The 24,655-nt window shown below is 34.3% G+C and carries 22 protein-coding genes and 1 tRNA gene; 19 read left to right on the plus strand and 4 right to left on the minus strand.

Going from position 1 to position 24,655, the window contains the following annotated elements:
- Positions 1-16 precede the first annotated feature (16 nt).
- The 7 genes from H0I41_RS03870 to bsh all read left to right on the plus strand — a co-directional run bounded on the left by H0I41_RS03870 (position 17) and on the right by bsh (position 6,631).
- Positions 17-865, plus strand: coding sequence for a LysR family transcriptional regulator (locus tag H0I41_RS03870; RefSeq protein WP_135014167.1), 849 nt, complete (start codon positions 17-19; stop codon positions 863-865).
- A 281-nt stretch (positions 866-1,146) separates the two neighbouring features.
- Positions 1,147-1,234: transfer RNA gene (locus H0I41_RS03875), tRNA-Ser, on the plus strand.
- A 187-nt stretch (positions 1,235-1,421) separates the two neighbouring features.
- Positions 1,422-2,006, plus strand: coding sequence for a phosphatase PAP2 family protein (locus tag H0I41_RS03880; RefSeq protein WP_011162174.1), 585 nt, complete (start codon positions 1,422-1,424; stop codon positions 2,004-2,006).
- Between the two features lie 177 nt (positions 2,007-2,183).
- A complete protein-coding gene (gene eno, locus H0I41_RS03885) occupies positions 2,184-3,470 on the plus strand; it encodes a phosphopyruvate hydratase (RefSeq protein WP_004897160.1) in 1,287 nt (428 codons plus the stop codon).
- Between the two features lie 113 nt (positions 3,471-3,583).
- Complete coding sequence (locus H0I41_RS03890; protein ID WP_011162173.1) at positions 3,584-3,865, plus strand: membrane protein; 282 nt, start codon at positions 3,584-3,586, stop codon at positions 3,863-3,865.
- A gap of 67 nt (positions 3,866-3,932) precedes the next feature.
- The gene (locus H0I41_RS03895; RefSeq protein ID WP_135014567.1) at positions 3,933-5,555 is read left to right on the plus strand and encodes an ABC-F family ATP-binding cassette domain-containing protein; all 1,623 of its coding nucleotides are present in this window, start codon (positions 3,933-3,935) and stop codon (positions 5,553-5,555) included.
- 95 nt (positions 5,556-5,650) lie between these two features.
- Complete coding sequence (gene bsh, locus H0I41_RS03900; protein ID WP_135014566.1) at positions 5,651-6,631, plus strand: choloylglycine hydrolase; 981 nt, start codon at positions 5,651-5,653, stop codon at positions 6,629-6,631.
- 49 nt (positions 6,632-6,680) lie between these two features.
- Here bsh and H0I41_RS03905 read toward each other — a convergent pair whose 3' ends face one another.
- The 3 genes from H0I41_RS03905 to H0I41_RS03915 all read right to left on the minus strand — a co-directional run bounded on the left by H0I41_RS03905 (position 6,681) and on the right by H0I41_RS03915 (position 8,854).
- On the minus strand, positions 6,681-6,998 hold the full coding sequence (locus tag H0I41_RS03905; RefSeq protein ID WP_004897163.1) for a helix-turn-helix domain-containing protein: 318 nt from the start codon (positions 6,996-6,998) through the stop codon (positions 6,681-6,683).
- A gap of 300 nt (positions 6,999-7,298) precedes the next feature.
- Positions 7,299-8,150, minus strand: coding sequence for a DNA/RNA non-specific endonuclease (locus H0I41_RS03910; protein ID WP_135014564.1), 852 nt, complete (start codon positions 8,148-8,150; stop codon positions 7,299-7,301).
- Positions 8,150-8,854: a sunset domain-containing protein gene (locus H0I41_RS03915; protein ID WP_135014563.1), complete on the minus strand. Its 705-nt coding sequence runs from the start codon at positions 8,852-8,854 to the stop codon at positions 8,150-8,152. Before H0I41_RS03915 ends, H0I41_RS03910 begins: the two co-directional genes overlap by 1 nt.
- 416 nt (positions 8,855-9,270) lie before the next feature.
- Between H0I41_RS03915 and H0I41_RS03920 the strand changes: the two genes are divergently transcribed.
- The 10 genes from H0I41_RS03920 to H0I41_RS03965 all read left to right on the plus strand — a co-directional run bounded on the left by H0I41_RS03920 (position 9,271) and on the right by H0I41_RS03965 (position 22,648).
- Positions 9,271-10,125, plus strand: a complete 855-nt coding sequence (locus H0I41_RS03920) for a MetQ/NlpA family ABC transporter substrate-binding protein (RefSeq protein WP_182094591.1) — start codon at positions 9,271-9,273, stop codon at positions 10,123-10,125.
- Between the two features lie 16 nt (positions 10,126-10,141).
- Positions 10,142-11,191: a methionine ABC transporter ATP-binding protein gene (locus H0I41_RS03925; RefSeq protein WP_135014561.1), complete on the plus strand. Its 1,050-nt coding sequence runs from the start codon at positions 10,142-10,144 to the stop codon at positions 11,189-11,191.
- Positions 11,184-11,885, plus strand: coding sequence for a methionine ABC transporter permease (locus tag H0I41_RS03930; protein WP_011162164.1), 702 nt, complete (start codon positions 11,184-11,186; stop codon positions 11,883-11,885). The genes H0I41_RS03925 and H0I41_RS03930 overlap by 8 nt, the downstream gene beginning before the upstream one ends.
- Before the next feature lie 137 nt (positions 11,886-12,022).
- A complete protein-coding gene (locus tag H0I41_RS03935; RefSeq protein ID WP_135014560.1) occupies positions 12,023-13,429 on the plus strand; it encodes a class II fumarate hydratase in 1,407 nt (468 codons plus the stop codon).
- Positions 13,430-13,443: 14 nt separating this feature from the next.
- Positions 13,444-14,817, plus strand: a complete 1,374-nt coding sequence (locus tag H0I41_RS03940) for a flavocytochrome c (RefSeq protein ID WP_011162162.1) — start codon at positions 13,444-13,446, stop codon at positions 14,815-14,817.
- Positions 14,818-14,896: 79 nt separating this feature from the next.
- Positions 14,897-15,823 (plus strand): L-lactate dehydrogenase, encoded by a 927-nt coding sequence (locus H0I41_RS03945; protein ID WP_011162161.1) that lies wholly within the window; start codon positions 14,897-14,899, stop codon positions 15,821-15,823.
- 108 nt (positions 15,824-15,931) lie between these two features.
- Complete coding sequence (locus tag H0I41_RS03950; protein WP_011162160.1) at positions 15,932-17,314, plus strand: threonine/serine exporter family protein; 1,383 nt, start codon at positions 15,932-15,934, stop codon at positions 17,312-17,314.
- A gap of 90 nt (positions 17,315-17,404) precedes the next feature.
- On the plus strand, positions 17,405-18,430 hold the full coding sequence (locus H0I41_RS03955) for an asparaginase (RefSeq protein WP_135014559.1): 1,026 nt from the start codon (positions 17,405-17,407) through the stop codon (positions 18,428-18,430).
- A gap of 17 nt (positions 18,431-18,447) precedes the next feature.
- Positions 18,448-20,877, plus strand: coding sequence for a cation-translocating P-type ATPase (locus H0I41_RS03960; RefSeq protein ID WP_135014558.1), 2,430 nt, complete (start codon positions 18,448-18,450; stop codon positions 20,875-20,877).
- Between the two features lie 79 nt (positions 20,878-20,956).
- Positions 20,957-22,648, plus strand: coding sequence for a glycosyltransferase family protein (locus tag H0I41_RS03965; RefSeq protein WP_086874950.1), 1,692 nt, complete (start codon positions 20,957-20,959; stop codon positions 22,646-22,648).
- A gap of 64 nt (positions 22,649-22,712) precedes the next feature.
- On the opposite strand, the gene ybaK is transcribed toward H0I41_RS03965, so the two are convergent.
- Positions 22,713-23,216, minus strand: coding sequence for a Cys-tRNA(Pro) deacylase (ybaK, locus tag H0I41_RS03970; RefSeq protein ID WP_004897177.1), 504 nt, complete (start codon positions 23,214-23,216; stop codon positions 22,713-22,715).
- A 61-nt stretch (positions 23,217-23,277) separates the two neighbouring features.
- Here ybaK and prmA point away from each other — a divergent pair, with 61 nt between their 5' ends.
- Both prmA and H0I41_RS03980 read left to right on the plus strand, forming a co-directional pair.
- A complete protein-coding gene (gene prmA / locus H0I41_RS03975) occupies positions 23,278-24,225 on the plus strand; it encodes a 50S ribosomal protein L11 methyltransferase (RefSeq protein WP_135014557.1) in 948 nt (315 codons plus the stop codon).
- Between the two features lie 32 nt (positions 24,226-24,257).
- On the plus strand, positions 24,258-24,638 hold the full coding sequence (locus H0I41_RS03980; protein ID WP_004897179.1) for a hypothetical protein: 381 nt from the start codon (positions 24,258-24,260) through the stop codon (positions 24,636-24,638).
- Positions 24,639-24,655: the final 17 nt, after the last annotated feature.

A 24,655-nucleotide genomic window follows, 5' to 3' on the forward strand; every position in this document is an offset into this window, starting at 1 on the left:
TTAAAAGGTATTAATAATGAATATTAAACAATTAAAATATTTTTTAGTGGTTGCTGAAGAGCGGCAGATTACGTCAGCTGCTAAAAAGTTATATATTGCTCAGCCACCTTTAAGTTATCAGTTAAAACAATTAGAAAAAGAAGTAGGGGTGCAGCTTTTTGTTAGAACTGCTCATGGGATAGAACTAACAGAAGAGGGAAAAGTATTTCAAAAATATGCTGAAAAAATTGTTGCTCTGAGTATATCTGCTAAAAGCCAAATCCATCAAATTAAAGAGGGTGAATTAGGAAAAATTAGAATCGGAGTCATTTCTTCTTGTGGTGGAGTTGTCCCAAACGAGCAATTTAAAAAATTAGTAAAATACTATCCTAATGTATCCTTTGAAATACATGAAGCAAATACTTTTGGCATTGTTGAACAACTACAAGACGGAATAGTAGATTTAGGAATAGTGCGGACACCTTTTAATCTTGAAGGACTAAATTTTAAAGACTTTCACCAGGAACCAATGGTAGCAGTGACAAGAGAAGAATTTTTTGAAAGAGGAGAAATTAAACATCTTGATGAATTAAAAGATAGGCCGATAATTTTATACCGAAGATTTCAAGAAGTATTCAATCGTAGTTTTCGGCATCAGGGAATAAGGCCGTTCTATTCAGTAACTTGTGATGATGCAAGAACAGCAATTCACTGGGCGGATAAAGGTTTAGGGATAGCTTTAGTTCCGGAATCGATTGCCTTTACTTATGCAAAAAGTAAGATTATCCCAGTAAAGCATACTAACTGGATTACCCACTTAAATTTAGTATGGCGTAAAGATAGAGAGGTGACGCCACTAATGGAAAAGATTATTGAAATGTTTTAAATTAAAAAAGCCAACCACTTTTGGTTGGCTAAAAAATCTAATTATGTTTAACAATTTTATAGTTTAGATAACGCTCAACAGCCTGGCGCATCAACTTGATTTTGCGGGGCTTGTAAATAATGATCTTTGCCATAATACGAGTCCTTTCATTATCAATTAGTATAGCTTTAAGATACAGAAAAACTATGAAAGAATGATGACTTTTTAAAGATTAATTTTAGAATTAGTTATTTTGTATTTACCATTTATTTTTTAATTGCTATAATAAAAACGTTGTAATTGGAGAGTTGGCAGAGTGGTAATGCACCGGACTCGAAATCCGGCGAACCGGCTTATACCGGCGCGCAGGTTCAAATCCTGTACTCTCCTTTAAATTTGGTCCGTAAGTAGTAATCTTACGGGCTTTTTTATACACTTTGATCGCTAAATATTTGCTCGGGATGAAATCTTATTCTTATTTTTTATTGAAATAGTTAAATAAAATTTAAAAACGTATGTGCTTTATTTTTTTGCTGTTACAATATTTATTAGCACAATTAATTGAGGTTAAGTAAAAGTGAAATTGCATTGTTTAATTCAATTGCTGATTTCGGCATTGATTCTTTTAGGATTAATATTTAACATTAGAAATTCTCGTCTATTTAATTTTTATGATCATTTATTGCACCATAAACTTGTTAAAAATAGAGACGGTAAAATTTGGAAAGTTATTACAGTCTTAAATGAGCCTAAGGTAATTGTTGTTTGGGACTTTTTATTAGCAGGACTTTTAGTTTTGTTTCATCACCCTTGGCTTGCTCTTTGGTCTTTAGGTACTTTAGCAGTAACTGATGCAGTTGGAATCTTTTTGAAGCATTCAGTTAAAAGAAAAAGACCCTTGTCAATGAGAACCTATCGAGATGGCTATAGCTTTCCTAGTGGACATGTATTAAGCGCAACTATTATGTCATTAATGTTATGGCAAATCTTTGGTCATATTATGGGAATCTGGCTCTTAATTACTTTGATAATCGTATGGGGACTGGTAGTAGTGTCACGTTTAAATATGCGTGCACACTATCCATCTGATGTTTTAGGAGCAACAACTTTAGCCCTATTTTGTTTTACAATTGCACAGCAACTTTTAGGATTGGCCTTTTAATGGTCGATCTTTTTTTATAAAAAAATAATTGCTTTCTTTAGTTTACATACTCACAAAGTTGCTTTAAAATAAATCTGTAGTCAAAAGGGCTATGCCTAAAAGCGACGAAAAACACTGACTAGATGCCAATTCGGTTAGTTTGTATTTTTCGCCACAAATTTAAGGAGGATTTTTTTAATGCTCAAATCAGTTATTGAGAATGTACATGCACTTGAAATCTTTGATTCACGTGGTAACCCAACTGTTGAAGTTTTCGTTACTCTTTCAAACGGTGTTGTAGGTAAGGCTGAAGTTCCATCTGGTGCTTCAACTGGTGAAAACGAAGCTGTTGAATTACGTGATGGTGGTTCACGTCTTGGTGGTAAAGGTGTTATGAACGCTGTTAACAACGTTAACACTGAAATCAACGACGCTTTAAAGGGATTAGATCCACATGATCAACCAAACATCGACGCAACTATGATTGCTTTAGATGGTACTCCAAACAAGGGCCGTCTTGGTGCTAACGCTATCTTAGGTGTATCTATGGCTACTGCTGCTGCAGCTGCTAAGGATAACCACCAACCATTATACCGTTACCTTGGTGGTACTGACCTTGAAATGCCTCAAACTTTCCACAACGTTATTAACGGTGGTGAACACGCAGACAACGGTATCGATATTCAAGAATTCATGATTACCCCAGTTGCTAAGACTTCATTCCGTGATGGTTTTGAAAAGATTGTTAACGTATACCACACTTTGAAGAAAGTTCTTGAAGATATGGGTTACGAAACTGGCTTAGGTGACGAAGGTGGTTTCGCTCCTAACATGAAGAACTCAGAAGAAGCTTTGAAGGCATTACATGAATCAATCATCAAGGCTGGTTACAAGCCAGGTGAAGATATTGCTATTGCATGTGACTGTGCTGCTTCATACTTCTACAACAAAGAAGACGGCAAGTACCACCTTGAAGGTAAAGTTCTTACTGACGAAGAATTGGCAGACTACTACGACAAGTTACTTGACGAATTCCCAGAATTAATTTCTATGGAAGACCCATACGATGAAAACGATGTTGAAGGTATGGTTAAGTTTACTCAAAGCCACAAGGACCGTATCCAAATCGTTCTTGACGACTTCATTTGTACTAACCCTAAGCTTTTGAACAAGGCTATTCACGAAGGTGCTGGTAACGCTTCATTAATCAAGTTGAACCAAATCGGTACTGTTACTGAAACTCTTGAAACTATTCGTCTTTCACGTAAGAATGGTTACAACACTATGATTTCTCACCGTTCAGGTGAAACTGGTGATACTTTCATCGCTGACTTCGCAGTTGCTGTTAACGGTGGTCAATTGAAGACTGGTGCTCCAGCTCGTTCAGAACGTGTTGAAAAGTACAACCGTTTACTTGAAATCGAAGAAGAACTTGGTAAGGGTGAACGTTTAGCATTCTTCCCAGACAACGTTGACTTAGATTAATATAAGTTGATATTAAAAAAAGAGATTGATTTTTGATCAATCTCTTTTTTTGTGCTTGAGATAACTATAAAAAGTAAGTAAACTAGATAACATAGTATAGAAAGGAAGATTAGTTGAAAAAGAAAATTAGATCTTTTGATAATAAGACTGTATTAACGATTGGACGAATTGGCTCAGTTTTATCTGTTCTAATGTATGTTTCTTATATTCCACAAATTATGAATAATTTGCAAGGAAATTACGGCAATCCTATTCAGCCATTAGTCGCAGCCATTAACTGCCTTATTTGGGTTCTGTATGCTCTCTTAAGAGAGAAAAAGGATTGGCCGTTGTTTGTAGCTAACTTTCCGGGGATTTTATTTGGATTAGCTACATTCATTACCAGTTTGCATTAAATTTTCATAAAAAGACTTTCTATAATGTGTTATAACTAAAAAATTAGATGTAAGAGAGGAAAATAATTTGATTACTGTCTCAGATTTAAGTTTAAATTTATCTGGTCGTACCTTATACGAAGATGTTAACTTGAAATTCACTCCCGGTAATTGTTATGGAGTAATCGGTGCTAATGGTGCCGGTAAGTCAACTTTTTTGAAACTGTTAGAAGGTAAGATTGAACCTACTACTGGTAATATTTCTATTGATGCTAATGAAAGAATGTCGAGCTTGAATCAAGATCACTTTGCTTTCGAAGAATTTACTGTTTTAGATACAGTAATTCAGGGGCATAAAGAACTTTATCAAGTAATGAAAGATAAGGATGAGCTTTATTCTAAGGCTGATTTTAGCGATGAAGATGGAGTTAAGGCTGCAGAATTAGAATCTAAATTTGCTGAACTTGACGGTTGGAACGCCGAAGCAGACGCATCTAAGCTTTTGCAGTCTTTAGGTATACCAGAAGAGTTGCATCAAAGTAAGATGAGTGAATTACCAGAAGCGGAAAAAGTTAAAGTATTATTAGCACAAGCCTTATTTGGTAATCCTGATATTCTTTTACTTGATGAGCCCACTAACGGTTTAGATGTTCATACTGTAAACTGGCTTGAAGACTTTTTAGCCGATTATCCAAATATTGTTATTGTAGTTTCCCACGACCGTCACTTCTTAAATCAAGTATGTACACAAATGTGTGATGTTGATTATGGCAAAATTCAATTATACATGGGTAATTACGATTTCTGGTATGAATCAAGTAAGCTTGCAAGTGAATTAGCAGCTAACCAAAATGCTAAAAAAGAAGAAAAAATAAAAGAACTTCAAGAATTTATTGCTCGTTTCTCAGCAAATGCGTCTAAATCAAAACAAGCCACTTCGAGAAAGAAACAATTAGAAAAAATTACCCTTGATGATATTAGACCATCTTCTCGTAAATATCCTTATGTAAAATTTGAAATGCACCGTGACCTAGGGAACGATTTACTAAAAGTAGAAGATGTATCTTATAGTGTTGATGGTGAAAAGATTTTAGACCATGTTTCATTTATAGTGCGTCCTGGTGATAAAGTTGCATTTTTATCACGTAATACTTTGGCAACCACTGCTTTGATGGATATTATTGCTGGTAAAATTAAGCCAGAAAGTGGTACCGTAACTTGGGGTCAAACTACTGCCTATAACTATATGTCACGTGATTTGAATGCGAACTTTAACAATGATGAATTAACGATTTTAGATTGGCTTCGCCAATATGCTACTAAGGAACAAGATGATAATACTTTTTTACGTGGCTTTTTAGGTCGAATGCTCTTTTCTGGTGAAGAGATCGACAAGAAGATTAAGGTGCTTTCTGGGGGAGAAAAGGTTCGCTGCCAGCTTTCAAGAATGATGCTTGAACCAGCTAATGTTTTGGTAATGGATGATCCTACTAACCATTTGGATTTAGAATCAATTACTTCTCTTAACGATGCTTTGAAGGACTACCAAGGTTCAATCTTATTTACATCTCACGATCATGAATTTATTCAAACTATCGCAGATCATATTATTGAGGTCGGCCCTAAAGGAATTGTTAGTCGTGCAGATACTAGCTATGATGAATTTTTAGATAACCCAACTATTCAAGATCACGTTCGAAAAATATACTAATAATAAAATAAGGAAACTTCATAGGAGAAGTTTCCTTTTTATTTTTGAAAAAAAGAGTAATATAGGGACTGTAAAAGATATAAGGAGGAGTTTATATGTGTACCTCAATTGTTTATAGTTCAAATAATCATCATTATTTTGGCCGAAATCTAGACTTGGAAATTTCTTTTGGTGAACATCCTGTAATTACACCAAGGAATTATGAGTTTCAATATCGTAAATTACCAAGTAAAAAGGCAAAATATGCCATGGTTGGGATGGCGATTGTAGAAAATAATTATCCACTATATTTTGATGCAGCAAATGAAGAAGGGCTAGGAATTGCTGGCCTTAATTTTGATGGTCCGTGTCATTATTTTCCAGAAAATGCGGAGAAAAATAATGTTACACCATTTGAATTAATTCCTTATTTGCTAAGTCAATGTACTACGGTTGCTGAAGTAAAAGATGCATTGAAAGATGTTAGCTTAGTAAATATAAACTTTTCAGAAAAACTACCACTTTCTCCACTTCACTGGTTAATGGCTGATAAGACTGGTGAGTCGATCGTTGTAGAATCGACTTTAAGTGGATTACACGTTTATGATAATCCAGTTCATGTTTTAACCAATAATCCTGAATTTCTAGGCCAGTTACGTAACTTAGCTAATTATAGTAATATAGCACCTGCACAGCCTAAAAATACTCTTGTTCCAGGTGTTGACCTTAATTTATATAGTCGCGGGTTAGGGACTCATTTTTTGCCAGGAGGAATGGATTCGGCCAGTCGTTTTGTGAAAATAGCTTTTGTTCGGGCACATTCCCCTCAAGGAAATAATGAATTAAGTAGTGTAACAAATTATTTCCATATTTTACATTCGGTTGAACAGCCAAAGGGAACAGATGAAGTCGGACCAAATTCTTATGAGTACACAATTTACTCTGATGGAACTAACTTGGAGACAGGCACGTTTTATTATACCAATTATGAAAATAATCAAATTAACGCCATTGAATTAAATAAAGAAAACTTAAATGGTGATGAGTTAACAGATTACAAGTTGATTGAAAAGCAAACAATTAATTATCAAAATTAGACTATAAAATAAAAAAACTTTGCCAGATAGAAGATATCTGGCAAAGTTTTTATTTATCTTCTTTAGCAAAAGTATTAATTATAGTAATAAAACTTTTAGCTAAAGCTTCTTCCTGTTCAACAGGAAGTTTTTTCATGTCATTTGTAAGCTTGTCAAGAAAAACACGGTCATTGCTTAACTTACTTGCAAATGCCTGTGGTTCAGGAGTTTTGGATGATTCATCAATTAAAGTAATTACGGATGTTTGTAGTGCCTTTGCAATCGCATCTAATTTTTGAATACTGATATTTTGATTACCTGTTCTTTCAATCTTAGAGATGAAATTCACTGATAGACTACTGAATTCCGCAAGGTCTTCTTGAGTCATTCTCAAACTCCTGCGCCTTTTTTTGATCGCAGCTCCTAAGTTGTCTATCACTTCAATCACAATTCCTTTCACACAGTTTTCTGCCTGCGCTTTTTAGAATAAAGTTAAACTGTAATTAAATGAAGAATTTATAATATTATCTTTCTTCATTTAGTATATTCATACACCTAAACCATTAAGCATAAATACTAATTGAATAAGTATTATGAAAGAAAAGTATAGGTTTGAACTTAGGAAATTAAGAGAAGCGAATAGAAGTATATCAAAAAAATAACTTTAATATAGTTATTTTATTAAAACTTAAGAAGCTTTATTGGTTCCATTTGAGTAATTTAAGTTTACGCCATCTTGAACATTAAATATATAAACATGGAAATGAACGTCATTTGAATTAATTGACTGACCTTCCATTTCGACACCACGAGCTAATAACTCATTATTTCTAAAAATGGGCGTAACACGATAACGAACATAATTTGATGGGGAGGCTTTTAGATAAGTAGCCACTTCATTTTCATACATTAACATATCCGGGTCATTTAAGTGTCTAGTCCCAGTCATCAAATTTTTCCAATTATTATTCTGGCCCGTAAGTTGATAGCCAATTAAGTGAGAACGATTATAGAGCCAATGATTATTTATTTTTTTATTATGCCATCCTGTTGGATTGACATGGAGTGGTTCTCTTTTTGTTTTCGGCATTAAGGAACTATTTAAAAGTGCATTTGCTGCAGTTACGCGATTTTGTGAATCAAGATCGCCATATTTTTGCCAGGCGTCGTGATTCGTATCTAAATCTTGCTTTGAAAAATCTGGATTATTATTGTTCACGTTAACAACAGTTTTCCCCGTATAATCAAGACTAGCTAATTTTTGTTTACTTAAAGATTCAACTGCATTTGGATTAGTGTAGTTTTTTAATTGCTTTTGAAGATCAGCTATCTTTTTATCCAAAGAGCTAATTTTCTTCTCAATTTTTTTGTTCTGCTTGTTTAAATTTTTTGCTTTCTTTTGATCAGTATAGTCATACTTATATTTTTTAGCGACTTTAGTATCCTTAGATGAACTAGCTTGAACAGTATATGTTTGACTAAGTCCGAGAGAAAGCAAAAGAGTAACTGTTAAAAATTCGGTAATTTTTTTATGTTTCATTATCTTTTTGCCTTTCTATAACCAGCATTAATTGCGTCTTGTTCACTGTTAAAGTAAACGGCATTAGCTGAATTCATATGGTAGCCTGCTTGACCAGGTACGTGGTAAATTTTTGAATTACTGTTTCCGACAATTGTTCCTTGGTTACCAGTATAAAGATCACCTTGATTAGAAGAATCAGAAGAATTAGAAGAACTACTAGTATTTGCTTCCTGACGTTGAGCAGCTTTTTGTTGTTCTTCAGCTTCTTTTTGACGGGCTTTGGCCTCTTTTTTAGCTGCCGCTTCAGCCTTTTTTCTTGCTTGTTCAGCTTCTTGTTTTTGTTGTTCTTCTTTTTCTTGGTAGTCATCAAGTTGCTGCTTTAACTTGTCATATTCAGCTTGTTTATTCTTTTGTTCTTGTTTGAGAACCTTAGCTCTAGCTTTTTCTTTATTAAGTTCTTTAGTTCCAACTTTTTTAATGACCGTTTTATGAACTACTCTGCTGCTTTTTGCTGAGGCGTTCTCATTAATTGAAGTAGTGGTTGTACTGCTTGGGCTGAGCGCTAGACTTAGTAAAACTAATAAAGCGATTGTTACACAATTTGCCCAAAAAACTTGATGTTTGTTTTTCTCAAAAACAAATTTTTTTAGTAAATAATATGGAATTAGATAAAACCAAAAGAGGATCCACATTATTATTTTGACAATATTATTTTTCATCATTCTTTCTCCATTCTTAAATATCCTCATGTATCAGGATAATATAATGATTTCGATAAGAAAATAAAAAATAAAAAAAGACTTGACGAAAATTGATTAAGATTATAATATATTTTTAACAATTAACTTAAACATTTTGCTAGTTGAGTAAATTGGTAATGTTTTTTTAGAGAGTCTACGTGTGGTGGAAGTAGATAAAACAGCTAATTGAAGATGGACTAGAGATTAAAATGGTGGTAACGAATTTTAATAATAAGTTATCAACGGAGTTGCGATCGTTAAAAACGCAAGGTAATTCTTAATGAAAATTAGGAGCTACTTACTAAGGTCATTTATGTGAGTAAATGGCAAATTAAAGGTGGTAACGCGAGCACTCGTCCTTTTATGGATGAGTGCTTTTTTGTTTGGAGGAAAGTACAATGCATAAAAAGAGAATTAGAAATAGAATAATTTGGTCACTAGTGGCAGTTTTAATTGTAATTGCTGGATGGTTTAGTTTTGGTCCAACCAGTAACACTGCCAAGAATCAAAAAGAAGTAGTAGTGGGTGTAGTTGGTCAAACAAAGCAAGACGCTGAAATTTGGAAAAGTGTAGCAGAAACTGCTGAAGAAGAGTATGGCATAAAAATTAAAATTAAGAATTTTACTGACTATAATCAACCAAATAAGGCACTTCAAAATGGTGATATTGATCTAAATGCTTTCCAGCACTATACATTTTTAAATGCATGGAATAAGGCAAATCATGGTTCACTAGTCGCAATTGGGAATACTTATATTGCTCCAATCAGGTTGTATTCAAAGAAATATAAGAGCATTAAGGATTTGCCACAAGGTGCTACAATTGCAGTGCCAAATGATGCGTCTAATGAATCAAGAGCTTTATATGTCTTGAAAAATGCTGGACTAATTAACTTGAAAAAGGGCGTTAAACTTGCAACGGTAGCTTATATTACTTCAAATCCTAAGGGACTAAAAATTAAGGAAGTTAGTGCAGAACAAACAGCAAGAGTAATTGATGATGTAGATGCAAGTATTGTTAATAATACTTATGCCGTTCCTGCTAAATTAGGCGATAAGCAAACAATTTATATTGAGCCTTTGAATAAAGATTCTGAACAATGGATTAACATAATTGTTGCAAATAAAAAAGATAGGAATAACAAAATTTACAAGGATTTAGTTAAGGCATATCAAACTGAAAAAACTAAGAAATTATCTGACAAGCTTTATGGCAAGACTGAAGTTGCAGCTTGGGGATTGAAATTAAAGTAAGAGGGGGAGCAGTCTAATGGCAGCACAAATTGATTTGAAAAATATTACCGTTCAATTTGGACAAAATAAAGCAGTTAACGATGTAAGTTTAGAAATAAATAAGGGTGATATTTACGGTGTAATTGGATTTTCTGGAGCCGGAAAATCCACTTTAGTAAGAACAATCAACTTACTTCAATATCCTTCTGCTGGATCAGTAGAGGTTAATGGAACGGTGTTGTTTAAAGACAATAAATTACAAATAAGCAAGAAGCAACTTCAAGAAAAAAGACGGAAAATTGGGATGATTTTTCAAAATTTCAACCTATTGAATGAAGAAACTGTTATTGAAAATGTTGCTTTTGCATTGCAGCATAGTCGTTTATCTGACCAGGAATTAGAGAAAAAATCTCTCCATTTACTAGAATTAGTTGGCTTAAAGGATAAAGCAGATTTTTATCCGGCTCAGTTATCTGGAGGCCAGCAACAGCGTGTTGCTATTGCCCGTGCCCTGGCCAATGATCCTGATATTTTGATTTCTGATGAGGCAACGAGTGCCCTTGATCCAAAAACTACTAATCAAATCTTAGATTTATTATATGATCTAAATAAAAAATTAGGCCTAACTGTTGTTTTAATTACCCATGAAATGGATGCTGTAAAACGTGTAGCAAATAAAATTGCAGTAATGGAAAAGGGAAAAGTAATCGAAAAAGGTGAGTTGAGAGAGGTCTTCTTACATCCTCAAAAGCAACTTACGCGTCAATTTGTGGGTGGGGCTTTGCAGGCTCAACATATTTTGAATACTTATAACTTTGATAAATTAGCCGAGAACGCAGAATTGTATCAATTAGTTTATAGCATCAATGATGTAACTAAATCAGTTGTGGCTGATTTAGATGTTTCGCTGAATACAAAAGCAAGTATTTTATATGGAAATGTAGAAGTTCTAAGTGGTGAACCAATAGGAACACTTGCAATTTTATTAAATTTAAATGAATTAAAGCAAAAAGAAGCTATTAAATTCTTGGAGAGTAAAAATGTTGTTGTAACGAAGTTAGATAAAGGAGTGCTGACTAATGATTAGTTTTTTCACTAAAAACTTTCCTAATGTAGTAGCCCTAGGTTGGGGCGGAGATGCTGGTTGGGGAACAGCTATTTTCCAAACCTTATTTATGACTTTTTGGTCAGCTGTTTTTGGGGGAATTCTAGGCTTAATTTTTGGCTTATTATTAGTTTTAACAAAACCAAAAGGAATTTTAGCTAATAAAGTAGTTTATTGGATTGTTGATAAAATCGTATCGATTTTTAGAGCTGTACCATTTATTATTTTGCTAGCCTTTGTTGCTCCAGTCACCCAAAAAATTGTTGGAACTCAAATTGGGATGAAAGCAGCTTTAGTACCATTAACTTTAGGTGTGTTCCCATTTTTTGCTAGACAAGTTCAAGTTGCACTTGAAAGTGTAGATAAAGGAAAGATTGAAGCTGCAGAAGCATTAGGTGCTTCAACCAAAGATATTATTTTTGACGTATATTTAAGAGAAAGTCGCTCTGAATTAGCTCGAGTTTCAACCGTAACTTTGATTAGTTTAATTGGGTTAACTGCAATGGCAGGAGCTGTTGGTGCTGGTGGCTTAGGTAATACAGCCATTTCATATGGATACAATAGATTTAATAATGATGTGACTTTGGTAGCAACTTTATTAGTTTTATTATTGGTATTGATTGTTCAAGTTGTTGGAGACCTAGTTGCTAAGAAGTTGAATCATCAAGAACGATAAGCGTATAGCATTGAAAAAGTATTTTTAGTATAATTTAATACAATTATATTAGCGAAGAATTATATTCTCCGCTTTTTGTATGACCTTTCATTTAAATGTAGCTTATAATGAAGATAATGAAAACGGAGGACAAAAATATGGTGAAAAAAGGTTATCGTGTTGAAAGTGATACATTAGGCCCAGTAGAAATTCCTAAAAAGGCATTGTGGGGTCCACAAACACAAAGAAGTAAGGATAATTTCCATACTGGAGCGTTAATGCCAATTGGTATTATTCGTGCGCTTCTTCAAATAAAGCTAGCTGCTGCTCAAGCTAATATTGAAGCAGGAACTGAAACAGAAGAAAAAGGACGTGCCATTATTGAAGCAATTCATCAACTACTTGATTTAAACAATGAAGAATTGCAACCATATTTTCCATTGCATGTCTATCAAACTGGATCAGGTACCCAAACTAATATGAATGTTAATGAAGTGGTGGCTAATCTTGCTAATAAAAATCATCCCGGTTTAGATATTTTACCTAATGATGATGTGAACATGGGACAATCATCAAATGATACTTTTCCAACTGCAATGAATTTAGTTGCAACACAAGCGTTAGATGACTTAAAACCTTCTATTAAACACTTGATTAAAGAACTAAAAGTGAAACAAGATGAGTATTGGACAACGGTTAAAGTAGGAAGAACCCACTTGCAAGATGCGGTTCCATTGACTTTTGGTCAGGAACTATCAGGCTATATTTCTGCTCTTAATCATGATTTATCCTACATTAACGAGTTAGAAGAAACACTTTATGAATTACCAATTGGAGGAACTGCGGTTGGCACTGGACTTAATGCAGCTCCTGGTATGGCAGAAGATATCGCTGAGCGTTTATCAAGAAAGTATGGACATAATTTTAAAGTTGATACAAATAAATTCTTTGGTTTAGCAAATCACTCAGGCTTAAATGTTGTGCATGGCGCTTTAAAAGCTTTGGCAGCTGATATGTTCAAAATTGCTCAAGATATTCGTTTCTTAGGATCTGGCCCAAGAGCTGGTTTAGGAGAACTTAATTTACCTGCAAACGAACCTGGTTCATCAATTATGCCAGGTAAAGTAAATCCGACTCAAGCAGAAGCTGTTACCATGGCATGTTTGAGAGTCTTTGGAAATGATACAACTATTACTATGGCTGCATCTCAAGGAAACTTTGAAATGAATGTCTTTAAGCCAGTGATGATTGCAGCATTTTTAGAGTCTGCCAATGTTTTATCTGGAACTATTTCTGGCTTTGCAGATAAGATGATTCATGGTATGACTGTTAATAAAGAAAGAATGGCTAAGGATGTAGCAAATTCATTAATGACAGTTACTGCATTTTCACCACATATTGGTTACCATGAAGCTGCTACTATTGCACAGACTGCAGCTAAAAATAATACGACTTTGCGTACAGCGGCTTTAAAGAGCGGCTTAGTTACTAAAGAACAATATGATAAGTGGATGAAACCAATTACCATGACTAATGCAATGAATACTAAGCCAATTGATGATTAGAAGAAGGAATAAGAATGGGATATAAATTTCCAACACAAACAGTAGATAAGTTACAAAAAAAATATGATGCAATTATTGTCGGAAGCGGTGGTACAGGATTAGCCGCAGCTATTCAAGCACAGCAATATGGTTTGAATGTTGTAATTTTAGAAAAGAATGGCTTTTTAGGTGGAAACACTATGAGAGCTAGTTCTGGTATGAATGCTGCTGAAAGTATTGTTCAAGCTCGTTTAGGTGTAAACGATAGTATGCAAAAATTTTATGATGAGACGCTAAAAGGTGGCGGCTACATGAATGACCGTGAAATGCTACATTATTTTGTCGAGCATGCACCTTTGGCTATTGCGTGGCTTGAAGACTTAGGAATTAAAGTAGATGATTTAACAATTACAGGTGGTATGTCCAAAAAACGTACACACCGTCCATCTTCAATGGCACCAATTGGCGCATTTTTAGTTAATAATTTACTTAAAATTGCTGATGAAAAGAATATTCCAATTTTTACTGATGCTAAGGTGACTAAATTATTACAAGATGACAACAAGAAAATTAATGGAGTAGAAGTTAATAATGATCGGCAAGTAAAAGCTAAAGCAGTTTTACTTGCTACTGGTGGTTTTGGTGCTTCTAAAGATTTAATCGCTAAGTATCGACCAGATTTGCGTAACTATAAGACAACTAATCAACCTGGTGCGACTGGAGACGGCTTAAAATTAGCTAATAAAGTGGGAGCACAACTTGAGCAATTAGAGTTAGTTCAAGTTCACCCTACAGTTCAACAAGATACAGATCATGCGTATTTAATTGGTGAAGCAGTACGCGGTGAAGGAGCTATTTTAGTTGATCATCAAGGTAAGAGATTTGTTAATGAATTGAATACGCGAAAGATCGTATCAAATGCGATTACCCAAACTCCAGAACATTCTGCATATTTGATCTTTGACCAAGGAGTTAGAGATAGGGTTAAGGCAATTGAATTTTATGATTCAATTAATTTAGTTGTTCATGGAAACACTATTGAAGAATTAGCTGAAAACATTAAAGTGCCCATTTCCAACCTTGAAGAAACACTTGAAAATTGGAATAAAGCAGTAGCAAATAATGATGATACAAAATTTGGTCGAACTACCGGAATGGCTGAGTTAGACCATGCACCATATTATGCAATTCATATTGCACCTGCTATTCATTACACAATGGGCGGAATTCATGTTGCACCTGATACCCGTGTCTATGATACTAACGGAAACTTTATTTCTGGTTTATATGCTGCGGGTGAAGTTAGTGGTGGCTTACACGGTAACAATCGAATTGGTGGTAATTCGATTGCTGAAACAATTATTTTTGGTCGTGAAGCTGGAAAAGCAATGGCAGATTTAATTAAATAAAGCGCTTTCAATAGAAAGGCTATTTGTGTATACTTAAAGTGTAGAACTTAAGCTTTCATTTAAAGGAGTATATATAAAAATGAGTCGTAGAAAAGTATTTTTAGTTGGTGACGGCCGTGTTGGTTCAACTTTTGCAAATGACTTATTGCAAAATGTTAGAATTGATGAATTGGTAATTTGTGATGTAGTCAAAAAAATTACTGAAGGGGATGCTTTAGATTTAGAAGATTTAGCCCCATTTGTTGGTCAATGCACTGTTAAGAGTGGAGATTATAGTGATGCAAAAGATGCCGATATTGCTGTAATTACTGCCGGAGCCGCAAGAAAACCTGGAATGACTAGACTAGATTTGGTAAAAACTAATGTTAAAATTTTAGAATCAATCATAAAACCAATTGTAGAATCTGGTTTTAACGGTATTTTTGTCGTTTCTGCTAATCCAGTAGATATTCTAACTACTTTAACTCAAAAGTTATCTGGTTTTCCTAAGAATAAAGTTATCGGAACCGGTACATCCCTTGATACAGCTCGCTTGCGTGTGGCTTTATCACATAAGACTGGTGTTAATGTTGATCATATTGATGCTTATGTTTTAGGTGAACATGGTGATACATCTTTTGAAAATTTTGATGAAGCAATTATTGATCATAAGCCTCTTCGTTCTTATAAAGAATTAGATGAAGAAACATTGGTTGAATTAGAGACTGATGTTCGTAAAAAGGGTGGTAAGATCATTGCTAATAAGGGAGCAACTTTTTATGGCGTTGCAATGTGCTTAACACAAATCTGTAAGGCAATCTTAGAAAATAAGGCTCTAGTGATGCCACTATCTGCGCCAATGACTGGAGAATATGGTATTCATGATCTTTACATAGGAAGCCCAGCTGTAGTTACTGCTAATGGAATTAGTGACGTGATTGAGCTTCACTTATCAGAAGATGAAAATAAGAAAATGGCTTATTCAGCAGCTAAGATGAAGGAAGTTGTTGACGGAATTGACCTTTAAACAATAATTTTAATAATTAAAAGCGTCTTGTACTTAAGTTGAGAGTGCAAGACGCTTTTTGTGTGATAAAATTTTAAAGGTATGATATTTAATCAAAGTTTGGGGACTATGAAAGTGAATAGTAAAGAAAGTAAAAATGAACGTGTAAATCAGCTCCATCATCAACATACTTTGTCGCATCATCATCATATGCGAATTCGGTGGCAGGAGTTTTTTACTAGTGATAATATTACACCTGCTAAAAATGCGACTTTGGCTGAACGATCGGTAATTGTAGGGCATATTGGGATGATGCTTCTCTCTTGTGGGACCGGAGCGTGGCGTGTAAGATCAGCGATGAATACAATTGCTCGCTGTTTAGATATGACATGCAGCACGGATATTGGACTTGTTTCAATTGAATATACTTGTGTTGATGCAGATGGTAAGAGTTATACGCAGGCGCTAAGTTTACCATCCACAGGAGTTAATACAACTAAATTAGACCGTATGGAAAATTTCGTCAGTCAGTTTAAAAAAGATAACGGAAATTGGACAATTGGCCAAATTCATAATCGATTAGAAGAAATTTCGACAATGAAATCGCAATATTCTCCATGGCAAGTTGGTTTAGCTTCTGGTCTTGCATGTGCAGGATTTATTTTTTTACTAGGCGGAGGAATTTTTGAAGTTATTTGTGCATTTTTAGGTGCAGGGTGCGGAAATTACGTTCGCCGAAAAATGATTGATCGTCATCTAACTATTTTAGCGAATATTACCGTTGCAGTTGCCGTAGCTTGTGCGGTATATGTAGGGAGTTTTTACTTAATTAGATTATTTTATCCAGTCCGTCTGCGACATTTGGATGGATATATTGGAGCAATGCTCTTTGTAATTCCGGGTTTTCCATTTATTACGTCTGGACTAGATATTTCTAAGCTTGATATGAGATCAGGCTTAGAGAGAATGGCTTATGCAATCATGATTATTGTTGTTGCAACTGCAGTTGGTTGGGTAATGGCTTTGATCTTAAACCTGCATCCGCAAAACTTTGAGAAATTAGGACTAACACCATTAGTTTTAACTATTTTAAGATTAGTTGCTAGTTTCTGCGGAGTTTTTGGCTTCTCAATTATGTTTAATTCTAGAATTCCAATGGCAACTGTTGCAGGGATTTCCGGAGCTATAGCAAATACTTTACGCTTGAGTTTAGTTGATTGGTCAAATGTTCCACCAGCTGTGGCTGCTTTTATTGGAGCCTTTGTTGCAGGAATGTTAGCTTCAATTATTAGACGTAAAACTGGTTTCCCAAGAATTGCTATTACGGTGCCATCAATTGTAATTATGGTGCCGGGACTATATATGTACCGAGCTATGTTTAACTTAGGATTAACGTCATTAAATGCAGGCGCCTTATGGATGGTTCAAGCTTTAATGATTGTAATTTGTTTACCATTAGGCTTAATTGCAGCTCGGATTTTAATGGATAAAGACTGGCGGCATGCCGGATAGATTTTTATTAAAAAGTTGTCATGGAATTTAAACTATGACAACTTTTTTCGTATAATTAATAGAACAAGAGAATTAAAGAGTGAGTGAAAAATGCAAAAGAAAATATTATTGCTTTCAACGGGTGGAACAATTGCGTCAGTTGTTTCAGAAGCTGGGTTAGTGCCTAAAGAATCTGGTGAGCAGTTAATTAATATGTTAGGGGAATTACCTTATGATATTACTGTCGAAGATATTCTCCAACTTGATTCATCTAATATTCAGCCTGAAGAATGGAAATTGATTGCTGAAAAAATTTATGAAAATCGAAATAAGTATGATGGGATTGTAGTATCTCATGGTACTGATACCATGGCCTATACAGCATCCATGCTTTCTTTTATGTTACAAAATATTAATATTCCGGTTGTTCTAACTGGAAGCCAGGTTCCAATTAATGTTGTATTGAGTGATGCACCGGATAATTTAAAATTAGCTTTTGCGGCAGCTGCTAGTTGTCATCCTAATATTTATTTAGCCTTTGATCGAAAAGTTATGCTGGGGTGCAGAAGTGTTAAAGTAAGAACGATCAATTTTGATGCTTTTGAAAGTGTTAATGTACCACCAGTGGCTCGGGTAACATCTGATGGCCTAGTATTTTCTGACCAAAATGTACCTAAAAATACAAAAGATATGAAAGATACAACTTTAAACACTAGCATTAATCCTCATGTTTCTTTAGTTAAACTATTCCCGGGTTTTGATCCTAATTTGCTATTTGCAATGGTCGAAAGCGCATGTCAAGGAATTGTAATTGAAGCGTATGGTTTAGGCGGGATGAATTACATCCGCAGAAATATGGTAGCTGCAATTGGAAAGTTGATTAGAAGAGGAATACCGATTATTGCGACGAGTCAATGCTTATATGAGCGAAGTGATCTTACAAAATATGAAGTTGGGAGAGAAGCATTGCTTGAAGGAGCGATTAGTGCTCGGGATATGACTTCAGAGAGTGCGATTACTAAACTGATGTGGGGATTAGGCCAAAACTGGGATGTTCACCAGATTTCTGATTTTTTTAATACTGATGTAGCTGGTGAGGTAACGATTGAAAAAGACGACAATTTACAGATAGATTAATTTTTTTAAGGATGCAAATGAAGGAAAACTTTAAACAACCAATTGGCTTAACACAAGCAGAAGTTGAGCAAAGAATTAAAGAGGGAAAGGTTAACCGAGCTGTTAATGATCAAGCTAAGACTACCTGGCAAATAATTAAAGAAAATACATTTACGTATTTTAACTTGATATTTTTAGTATTAGCGATCTTGTTAGTGATTGTTGGAGAATACAAAGATTTAACATTTTTACCAGTTATTATCGCAAATATGATAATTGGGATTGTCCAAGAATTACGTGCAAAAAGTGTTTTAGACAAATTAAATGTTATGAATACAACAAAAATAGCCGTAATTCGTGATCAGCAGGAAAAAATTGTACCAATCGAAGATCTGGTTTTAGGGGATGTAATTGTACTTAAAACTGGGGATCAAATTCCTGCTGATGGGCAAGTTGTTTCTGGAACTTTACGAGTAAATGAAGCGTTGCTAACTGGTGAAGCCGATGAAATAGAGAAAGATGTTGGCGCAGAGTTAATGTCTGGAAGCTTCGTAGTTGCAGGAAAAGCTTATGCGCGGCTTGAAAAGGTTGGTAAGAATTCTTATGTTTCTAAGCTAACTTTAGAAGCTAAAGCGATGAATTCAAAAGAGGGCTCTGAAATGGTGCGCTCAATTAATCGATTGATTAAATGGGTTGGAATCATCATCATCCCCTGTGGAATTGCCCTCTTCATTGTTGCCCGTTATGTAAATCATTTAAATTTAGCGGACAGTATTGTCTCAATGGAAGCAGCAATTATTGGAATGATCCCTGAAGGTCTGTATTTATTAACGACAATTGCTTTGGCATTAGCAGCTATGCGTTTAGCGCGTTCCCAAGTTATGCTTCATGATATGAAAAGTGTTGAAACATTAGCTCGGGTTAATGTGCTATGTGTTGATAAAACTGGAACAATTACGGAACCTAAAATGGAAGTAGAGGAAGTTATTCCAGTTAGTGTTACTAAAGAAGAGTTAAGCAAAGAAATTTCTATTTTTGCCCAAAATATGCCGCATGATAATGCAACTATCAAGGCTGTCGCAAAAACTTTTAATCAAAAATTTAATATTCAGGCTACGCAAATCATCCCTTTTACTTCGGTAAATAAATATAGTGGGGCAGTTATTAAGAACAACACTTTATTAATGGGTGCGCCTGAGTTTGTATTGCGGGATCAATTTGAAAATTACGAAAAAGAAATAAATCAATATACCCGACAAGGATATCGAGTTTTAGTTTTTGGAAAATATCCGCATGCACTAAGGGATGAAAAAGAAAAATTGGTAGAGCCTGTTGAGCTATTAGGTTATATTTTAATTTCTAATCCAATCCGTAAAGAAGCAAAAAGTACTTTTGAATATTTTGATCGTCAAGGGGTAAATATCAAGGTGATCTCTGGAGATAACCCGTTAACGGTAGCACGCGTTGCAAAGCAGGCCGGTATTCGGGATGCAGATAAGTTGATTGATGCAACCGAAATTGGTAAAGGCGACTATGAAGAAGTTGTTAAAAAATATAACGTTTTTGGACGTGTTAAACCTGATCAAAAGAAAAAGTTAATTAAAGCTCTTCAAAAAAATGGTAATACTGTTGCAATGACAGGAGATGGTGTTAACGACATTTTAGCAATGAAGACAGCAGATTGTTCAATTGCTATGGCATCAGGCAATAGTGCTGCTGTTCAAGCATCCCAAGTTGTTTTGTTAGATTCTGATTTTGCTAGAATGCCAAAAGTGGTAGATGAAGGTAGAAAAGTAGTTAATAACATTGAAAGATCAGCTAGTTTGTTCTTGGTAAAGAATATCTTTTCATTTTTAATGGCCATCTTTTCTCTTGCCTTTGCAATGTCTTATCCATTGCGTCCGGCTCAAATAGCCTTAATTTCAGCATTTACTATTGGTCTACCATCATTCTTATTAGCTCTTGAAAATAATTACAACCGTATTCGCGGAAAATTTATTCCTAATGTATTGTCAAGGGCAATTCCTGGTGGAATTACAGATATGCTCGCGGTCTCAATTTTGGTAGTGGCAGATATGGTTTTAGAATTAGGAAGACCAGAAGTAGCTACAACGGCTACGATGTTATTAGTCGCAGTAGGGATGATGGTGCTATACCATATTTCTAGACCACTAAATAAATTTAGGTGGACTGTTTTAGGTGGATCCTTTTTAGCATTAGTTTTATCTATTATTTTCTTCCATAATTTATTTGCACTTTCACGTATCTCTGCAACTGCTGTTTTCTTATTGTTAGTTTTATTCTTTGCAGAAATTACTATATTTAGATTATTAAGTAAGTTTGCTGATGGTGTTAGAGAAGTCTTAGTTGCATATGATCAAAAGGGTAAAGATTTAACTATTGATGATATCAAACAAGCCTATCGCAAGGGAAGAAATATGGTAAATATGTCAGTTCCTGAAGAATAAAAGTGGTAAATAAGTATTTTTTTCGCCTGGTTGAATGATACAATTAAACGGTTGAGACAATACTTATCAGAGGTAAGAAATGAAAAATCATAGTGTAGAAAAATATAAAAATAAAATAATAGATTATCTTATTCCTATAATTTTGAGTCTAGTAATTGCAACTGTTTTAATTTGGACTGAATTGACTACTCGATCTGGTCTTACTTTGGATGACACTGCTTTTCACTTTCATCGTTTTTATGATACTTACCAGCAAATACAGAATCATAACTTCTCTTACTTTCAAATGAATTATGGAATGGGTGAGAGTGGGCGAATAGTCAATGCTTTATATGGCCCATTCTTTGCTTATTTAATGGGAAGCTTACTTTTATTTTGTAGTTCTTGGCTTCGTTTTCAAATTCTTATAACCTACCTGATTTTTCTGGTTGGTGGTTTGGGAATCTATCGTTTAAGTCGAAAGATTAAACTATCGCAAGTTGTTTCTTCAATAGTTACGGCACTATTTTTAACTACTGGCTATATTGCATATTGGCCGAGATCCAATGCTTTCAACTCATGGGGTGCCGTTTTAATACCATTTGTATTAATCCAAGGAATTAATCTGCTGAATAATCATAAAAAGCGATTTAGCTGGATTAGTCTTGGAATTGTAATGGCAATTGTAGCTCAGATCCATTTATTAAGCACTTTCTTCTCCATTCTTGCCTTGATTCCTTTCTTTATTTACGGATTAGTTTTGAGTGAAAATAAGCGTCAGATGTGGATTGATGTCTTTAAAGCTGTTGGCTTATTCATTGTGTTAACAGCAAACGTATGGGGTGCATTTTTACTGCTCTATCCGACTAATCAAATGGCATCTCCGATCGATTACTCACCGGTTTTGACCGCTGTTAATCTATCTGTTGCTGGTACTTCAACAATGTGGACGTCAATCACTGAAGTCACATTGCTCCTATTTATTGTTCAACTAATTTATGTAATCTTTAACTTTAAGTCTTCTAAATTAAATACTTTTGTTACCTTAGAAGGCATAGTCTTTCTATATTTAAGTTCTAATTTGTTTCCATGGCAATTTGTGAAGGACACCCTACCAGCAGTAACTGGGTATTTACAATTTCCCAACAGGTTTACTGTCGTAGCATATCCTTTGCTATTTCTTGGAATTGGTTTAACACTGAATGAATTAATTAAGAGTCATGGTAAAAAACTTGGAATGATTGCGAGTGCATTAGCAATTGTAGTAGTGCTATTCAATGTTAGAGCCGACTTTAATGAGATTAATAATAATATTACTTACAACAAAGGAATTACTAGCAATGCTAAGGAGATGAAGGAAAAGGGATTAGCTCCATATATCAATAAAGTGGAAATTAATAGTCCTGATTATCTACCAGTAAGAAAGAAGATCAAATCAAGTGATATTACTGGTATGTTAATGAGTATGTCTCCACAAAAAAATAATTTTGAGCAAAGGGCTCTTTCAAATGGGCGTTTAGAGCTTACTTGGAAAGACTCAACTTCTAAAGTAACTACACTTCCGATTTTTATTTATAAACAATCTGAGTTAAGTTTAAATAGTAAAGTAATAAAACCAAAAGTGAATGAAATAGGGATGCCACAAGTTCAGTCAAGAAAAGGGAAAAATACAGCAATTCTTTCTTTTAAGACTCCAACTTGGTTTACAATTTTACTCTATATTTCAATCCTTAGTTGGGCACTACTAATAATTTATGGTGTATTCAGATGGGTAAAAATCGTTAAAAAGTAGCTAAAAAAGCTTCTCAAAACTAGAATTATTTTTCTAGTCATGAGAAGCTTTTTACTTAATCTTATTACTCTAATAAATCAACGAAAGTGGCATTAGTGACTTTTTGTAAATCATCAGGATTGATCATGATACTTCTACCAACCTCACCACTTGAAACAGCAATTTGATCATGTTCTTTCATGCTGCTATCTAAATAAATAGGAAAATGATGCTTTTGGTAAATTCCAATTGGAGTGTTGGCCCCATGAACATAACCAGTAGTTGCGACTAACTTCTTAAGTGGAAGTAATTCACATTTTTTGTTACCAGAAGCTTTAGCAAGTTTTTTCATACTTAAGTGCTCGGTAACAGGAACAACTCCAACTACTGGACTATTTTTATTTCCCTCACATACCAAGGTTTTGTAGACCAAAGCCTCTTCATCGTCTAAAATGGAAGTATCCATTTGTTTAACATCGCCTTTTTGAACTGTGGCGAATTGTAATTGCTTATATGGAATCTTTTGTTGGTCGAGCATCTTCTCAATCAACGTTTTATTAAGTTTTTTCTTTTTATTTTTTTTCGACATTTTTCTCACCTTTTAATATCATAAACGTGAGAATTTAACATGTCAAAAGGGGACAAGATTAGTGAAATTATTAGCGATAAAAGTGGAATGTAGTCATGAATTAGAAGATGGATTAAGTTTCTTCATGCAAGATGAACTGAATGCACAAGGAATTGAAAGTCGTAAACGAAGTGACTTTGTTTTAGAAGGTCAAAAACATGATAGTAGCTTGGTTGAATTAGATGATATTGAGAATCTGCCTGAAGATTTAGAATTAACGGCATATTTTGATTATGAAAATGCTGATAAAAAGAAGATAATTCAAAAAATTACTGATAAAATAGCTGAAATGAAGGGTTATGGCTTAGATGCTGGCAACGTTTCAATTAGCACTAAGGAAGTGGCTGATGAAGATTGGAATACAGCTTGGCAAAAATACTATCATGTGATTGACTTTTCAAGACATTTAGCTATCGTTCCCGAATGGGAAGACTATCAACCGGCTTTCTCTGATCAACAACTGATTCGTTTAGATCCAGGACTTGCCTTTGGTACTGGTGGGCATACGACAACACAGTTAGTTTTGCTTGCTATGGAACGTGCTTTAGTTAAGCCGATGTCTGTTTTAGATGTTGGTACTGGCTCTGGTATTTTGGCAATTGCTGCAAGTAAGTTAGGAGCAAGCCATGTATTAGGAACTGACATCTCTGATGAAGCTGTTACTGCCGCTAAAGAAAATATTGCCTTAAATAATATTGATAATATTGATGTGCGTAAGGCTAATTTGTTAAAAGATATTGATGAAAAATATGATCTAATCGTGGCAAATATTTTAGCTGATATTCTGTTAGAATTAATTCCGGATCTAGATAATCATTTGAATGAAAATGGTAAAATTATTTTTTCAGGAATTGATTATTTACAACTTCCCAAGATAGAGAGGGCGCTAGAAGAGAATAATTTTGTAATTAAAATGAAAATGCAAGAAGGCCGCTGGATTGGACTATTAATTGCTAGAAAACCAAATTAAAAATATTAATTAAAAGAAAAGGTAAGCGAAAAATGAAGAAAAATAGTGAAGAAAAGAAAAATTTTAATTTTAAGGCTTCATGGAGTAAAATAAATGAAAAATCATTTATGCCTCTTATTTGGTTAACTTTATTAGGAGTAATTGTTTGGATTATCTGTCCACTCGTTCATCTAAGTCGAGTTTGGCGAATTGGACTAGTTTTCTTTATTTTTAATACTTATTTAAGCTACCAAATTGGTCGTATTATGCAAATTAGAAAGTTAAGCTGTTGGTGGCTACTTCTTTTTCCTGTAGTTTTTGCTATTGCAGTTTTCATTCACTTTGCTAAATATAACTTCTTATTGTGCTTAGTATATTTAAGTTTTGAATTATTTGGTTTATGGCATGATGATTTTTACAAAGAAAAGAAATAAAGAATAGGTGATACGTT

Source organism: Lactobacillus johnsonii, assembly GCF_014058685.1.
Lineage (GTDB): Bacteria > Bacillota > Bacilli > Lactobacillales > Lactobacillaceae > Lactobacillus.

Coding starts and splice junctions, on each gene's coding strand:
- H0I41_RS03870 (WP_135014167.1), top strand. CDS start 17: ATGAATATTAAACAATTAAAATATTTTTTAGTGGTTGCTGAAGAGCGG.
- eno (WP_004897160.1), top strand. CDS start 2,184: ATGCTCAAATCAGTTATTGAGAATGTACATGCACTTGAAATCTTTGAT.
- bsh (WP_135014566.1), top strand. CDS start 5,651: ATGTGTACCTCAATTGTTTATAGTTCAAATAATCATCATTATTTTGGC.
- H0I41_RS03905 (WP_004897163.1), bottom strand. CDS start 6,998: ATGACTCAAGAAGACCTTGCGGAATTCAGTAGTCTATCAGTGAATTTC.
- H0I41_RS03910 (WP_135014564.1), bottom strand. CDS start 8,150: ATGAAACATAAAAAAATTACCGAATTTTTAACAGTTACTCTTTTGCTT.
- H0I41_RS03915 (WP_135014563.1), bottom strand. CDS start 8,854: ATGATGAAAAATAATATTGTCAAAATAATAATGTGGATCCTCTTTTGG.
- H0I41_RS03920 (WP_182094591.1), top strand. CDS start 9,271: ATGCATAAAAAGAGAATTAGAAATAGAATAATTTGGTCACTAGTGGCA.
- H0I41_RS03925 (WP_135014561.1), top strand. CDS start 10,142: ATGGCAGCACAAATTGATTTGAAAAATATTACCGTTCAATTTGGACAA.
- H0I41_RS03930 (WP_011162164.1), top strand. CDS start 11,184: ATGATTAGTTTTTTCACTAAAAACTTTCCTAATGTAGTAGCCCTAGGT.
- H0I41_RS03935 (WP_135014560.1), top strand. CDS start 12,023: ATGGTGAAAAAAGGTTATCGTGTTGAAAGTGATACATTAGGCCCAGTA.
- H0I41_RS03940 (WP_011162162.1), top strand. CDS start 13,444: ATGGGATATAAATTTCCAACACAAACAGTAGATAAGTTACAAAAAAAA.
- H0I41_RS03945 (WP_011162161.1), top strand. CDS start 14,897: ATGAGTCGTAGAAAAGTATTTTTAGTTGGTGACGGCCGTGTTGGTTCA.
- H0I41_RS03950 (WP_011162160.1), top strand. CDS start 15,932: ATGAAAGTGAATAGTAAAGAAAGTAAAAATGAACGTGTAAATCAGCTC.
- H0I41_RS03955 (WP_135014559.1), top strand. CDS start 17,405: ATGCAAAAGAAAATATTATTGCTTTCAACGGGTGGAACAATTGCGTCA.
- H0I41_RS03960 (WP_135014558.1), top strand. CDS start 18,448: ATGAAGGAAAACTTTAAACAACCAATTGGCTTAACACAAGCAGAAGTT.
- H0I41_RS03965 (WP_086874950.1), top strand. CDS start 20,957: ATGAAAAATCATAGTGTAGAAAAATATAAAAATAAAATAATAGATTAT.
- ybaK (WP_004897177.1), bottom strand. CDS start 23,216: ATGTCGAAAAAAAATAAAAAGAAAAAACTTAATAAAACGTTGATTGAG.
- H0I41_RS03980 (WP_004897179.1), top strand. CDS start 24,258: ATGAAGAAAAATAGTGAAGAAAAGAAAAATTTTAATTTTAAGGCTTCA.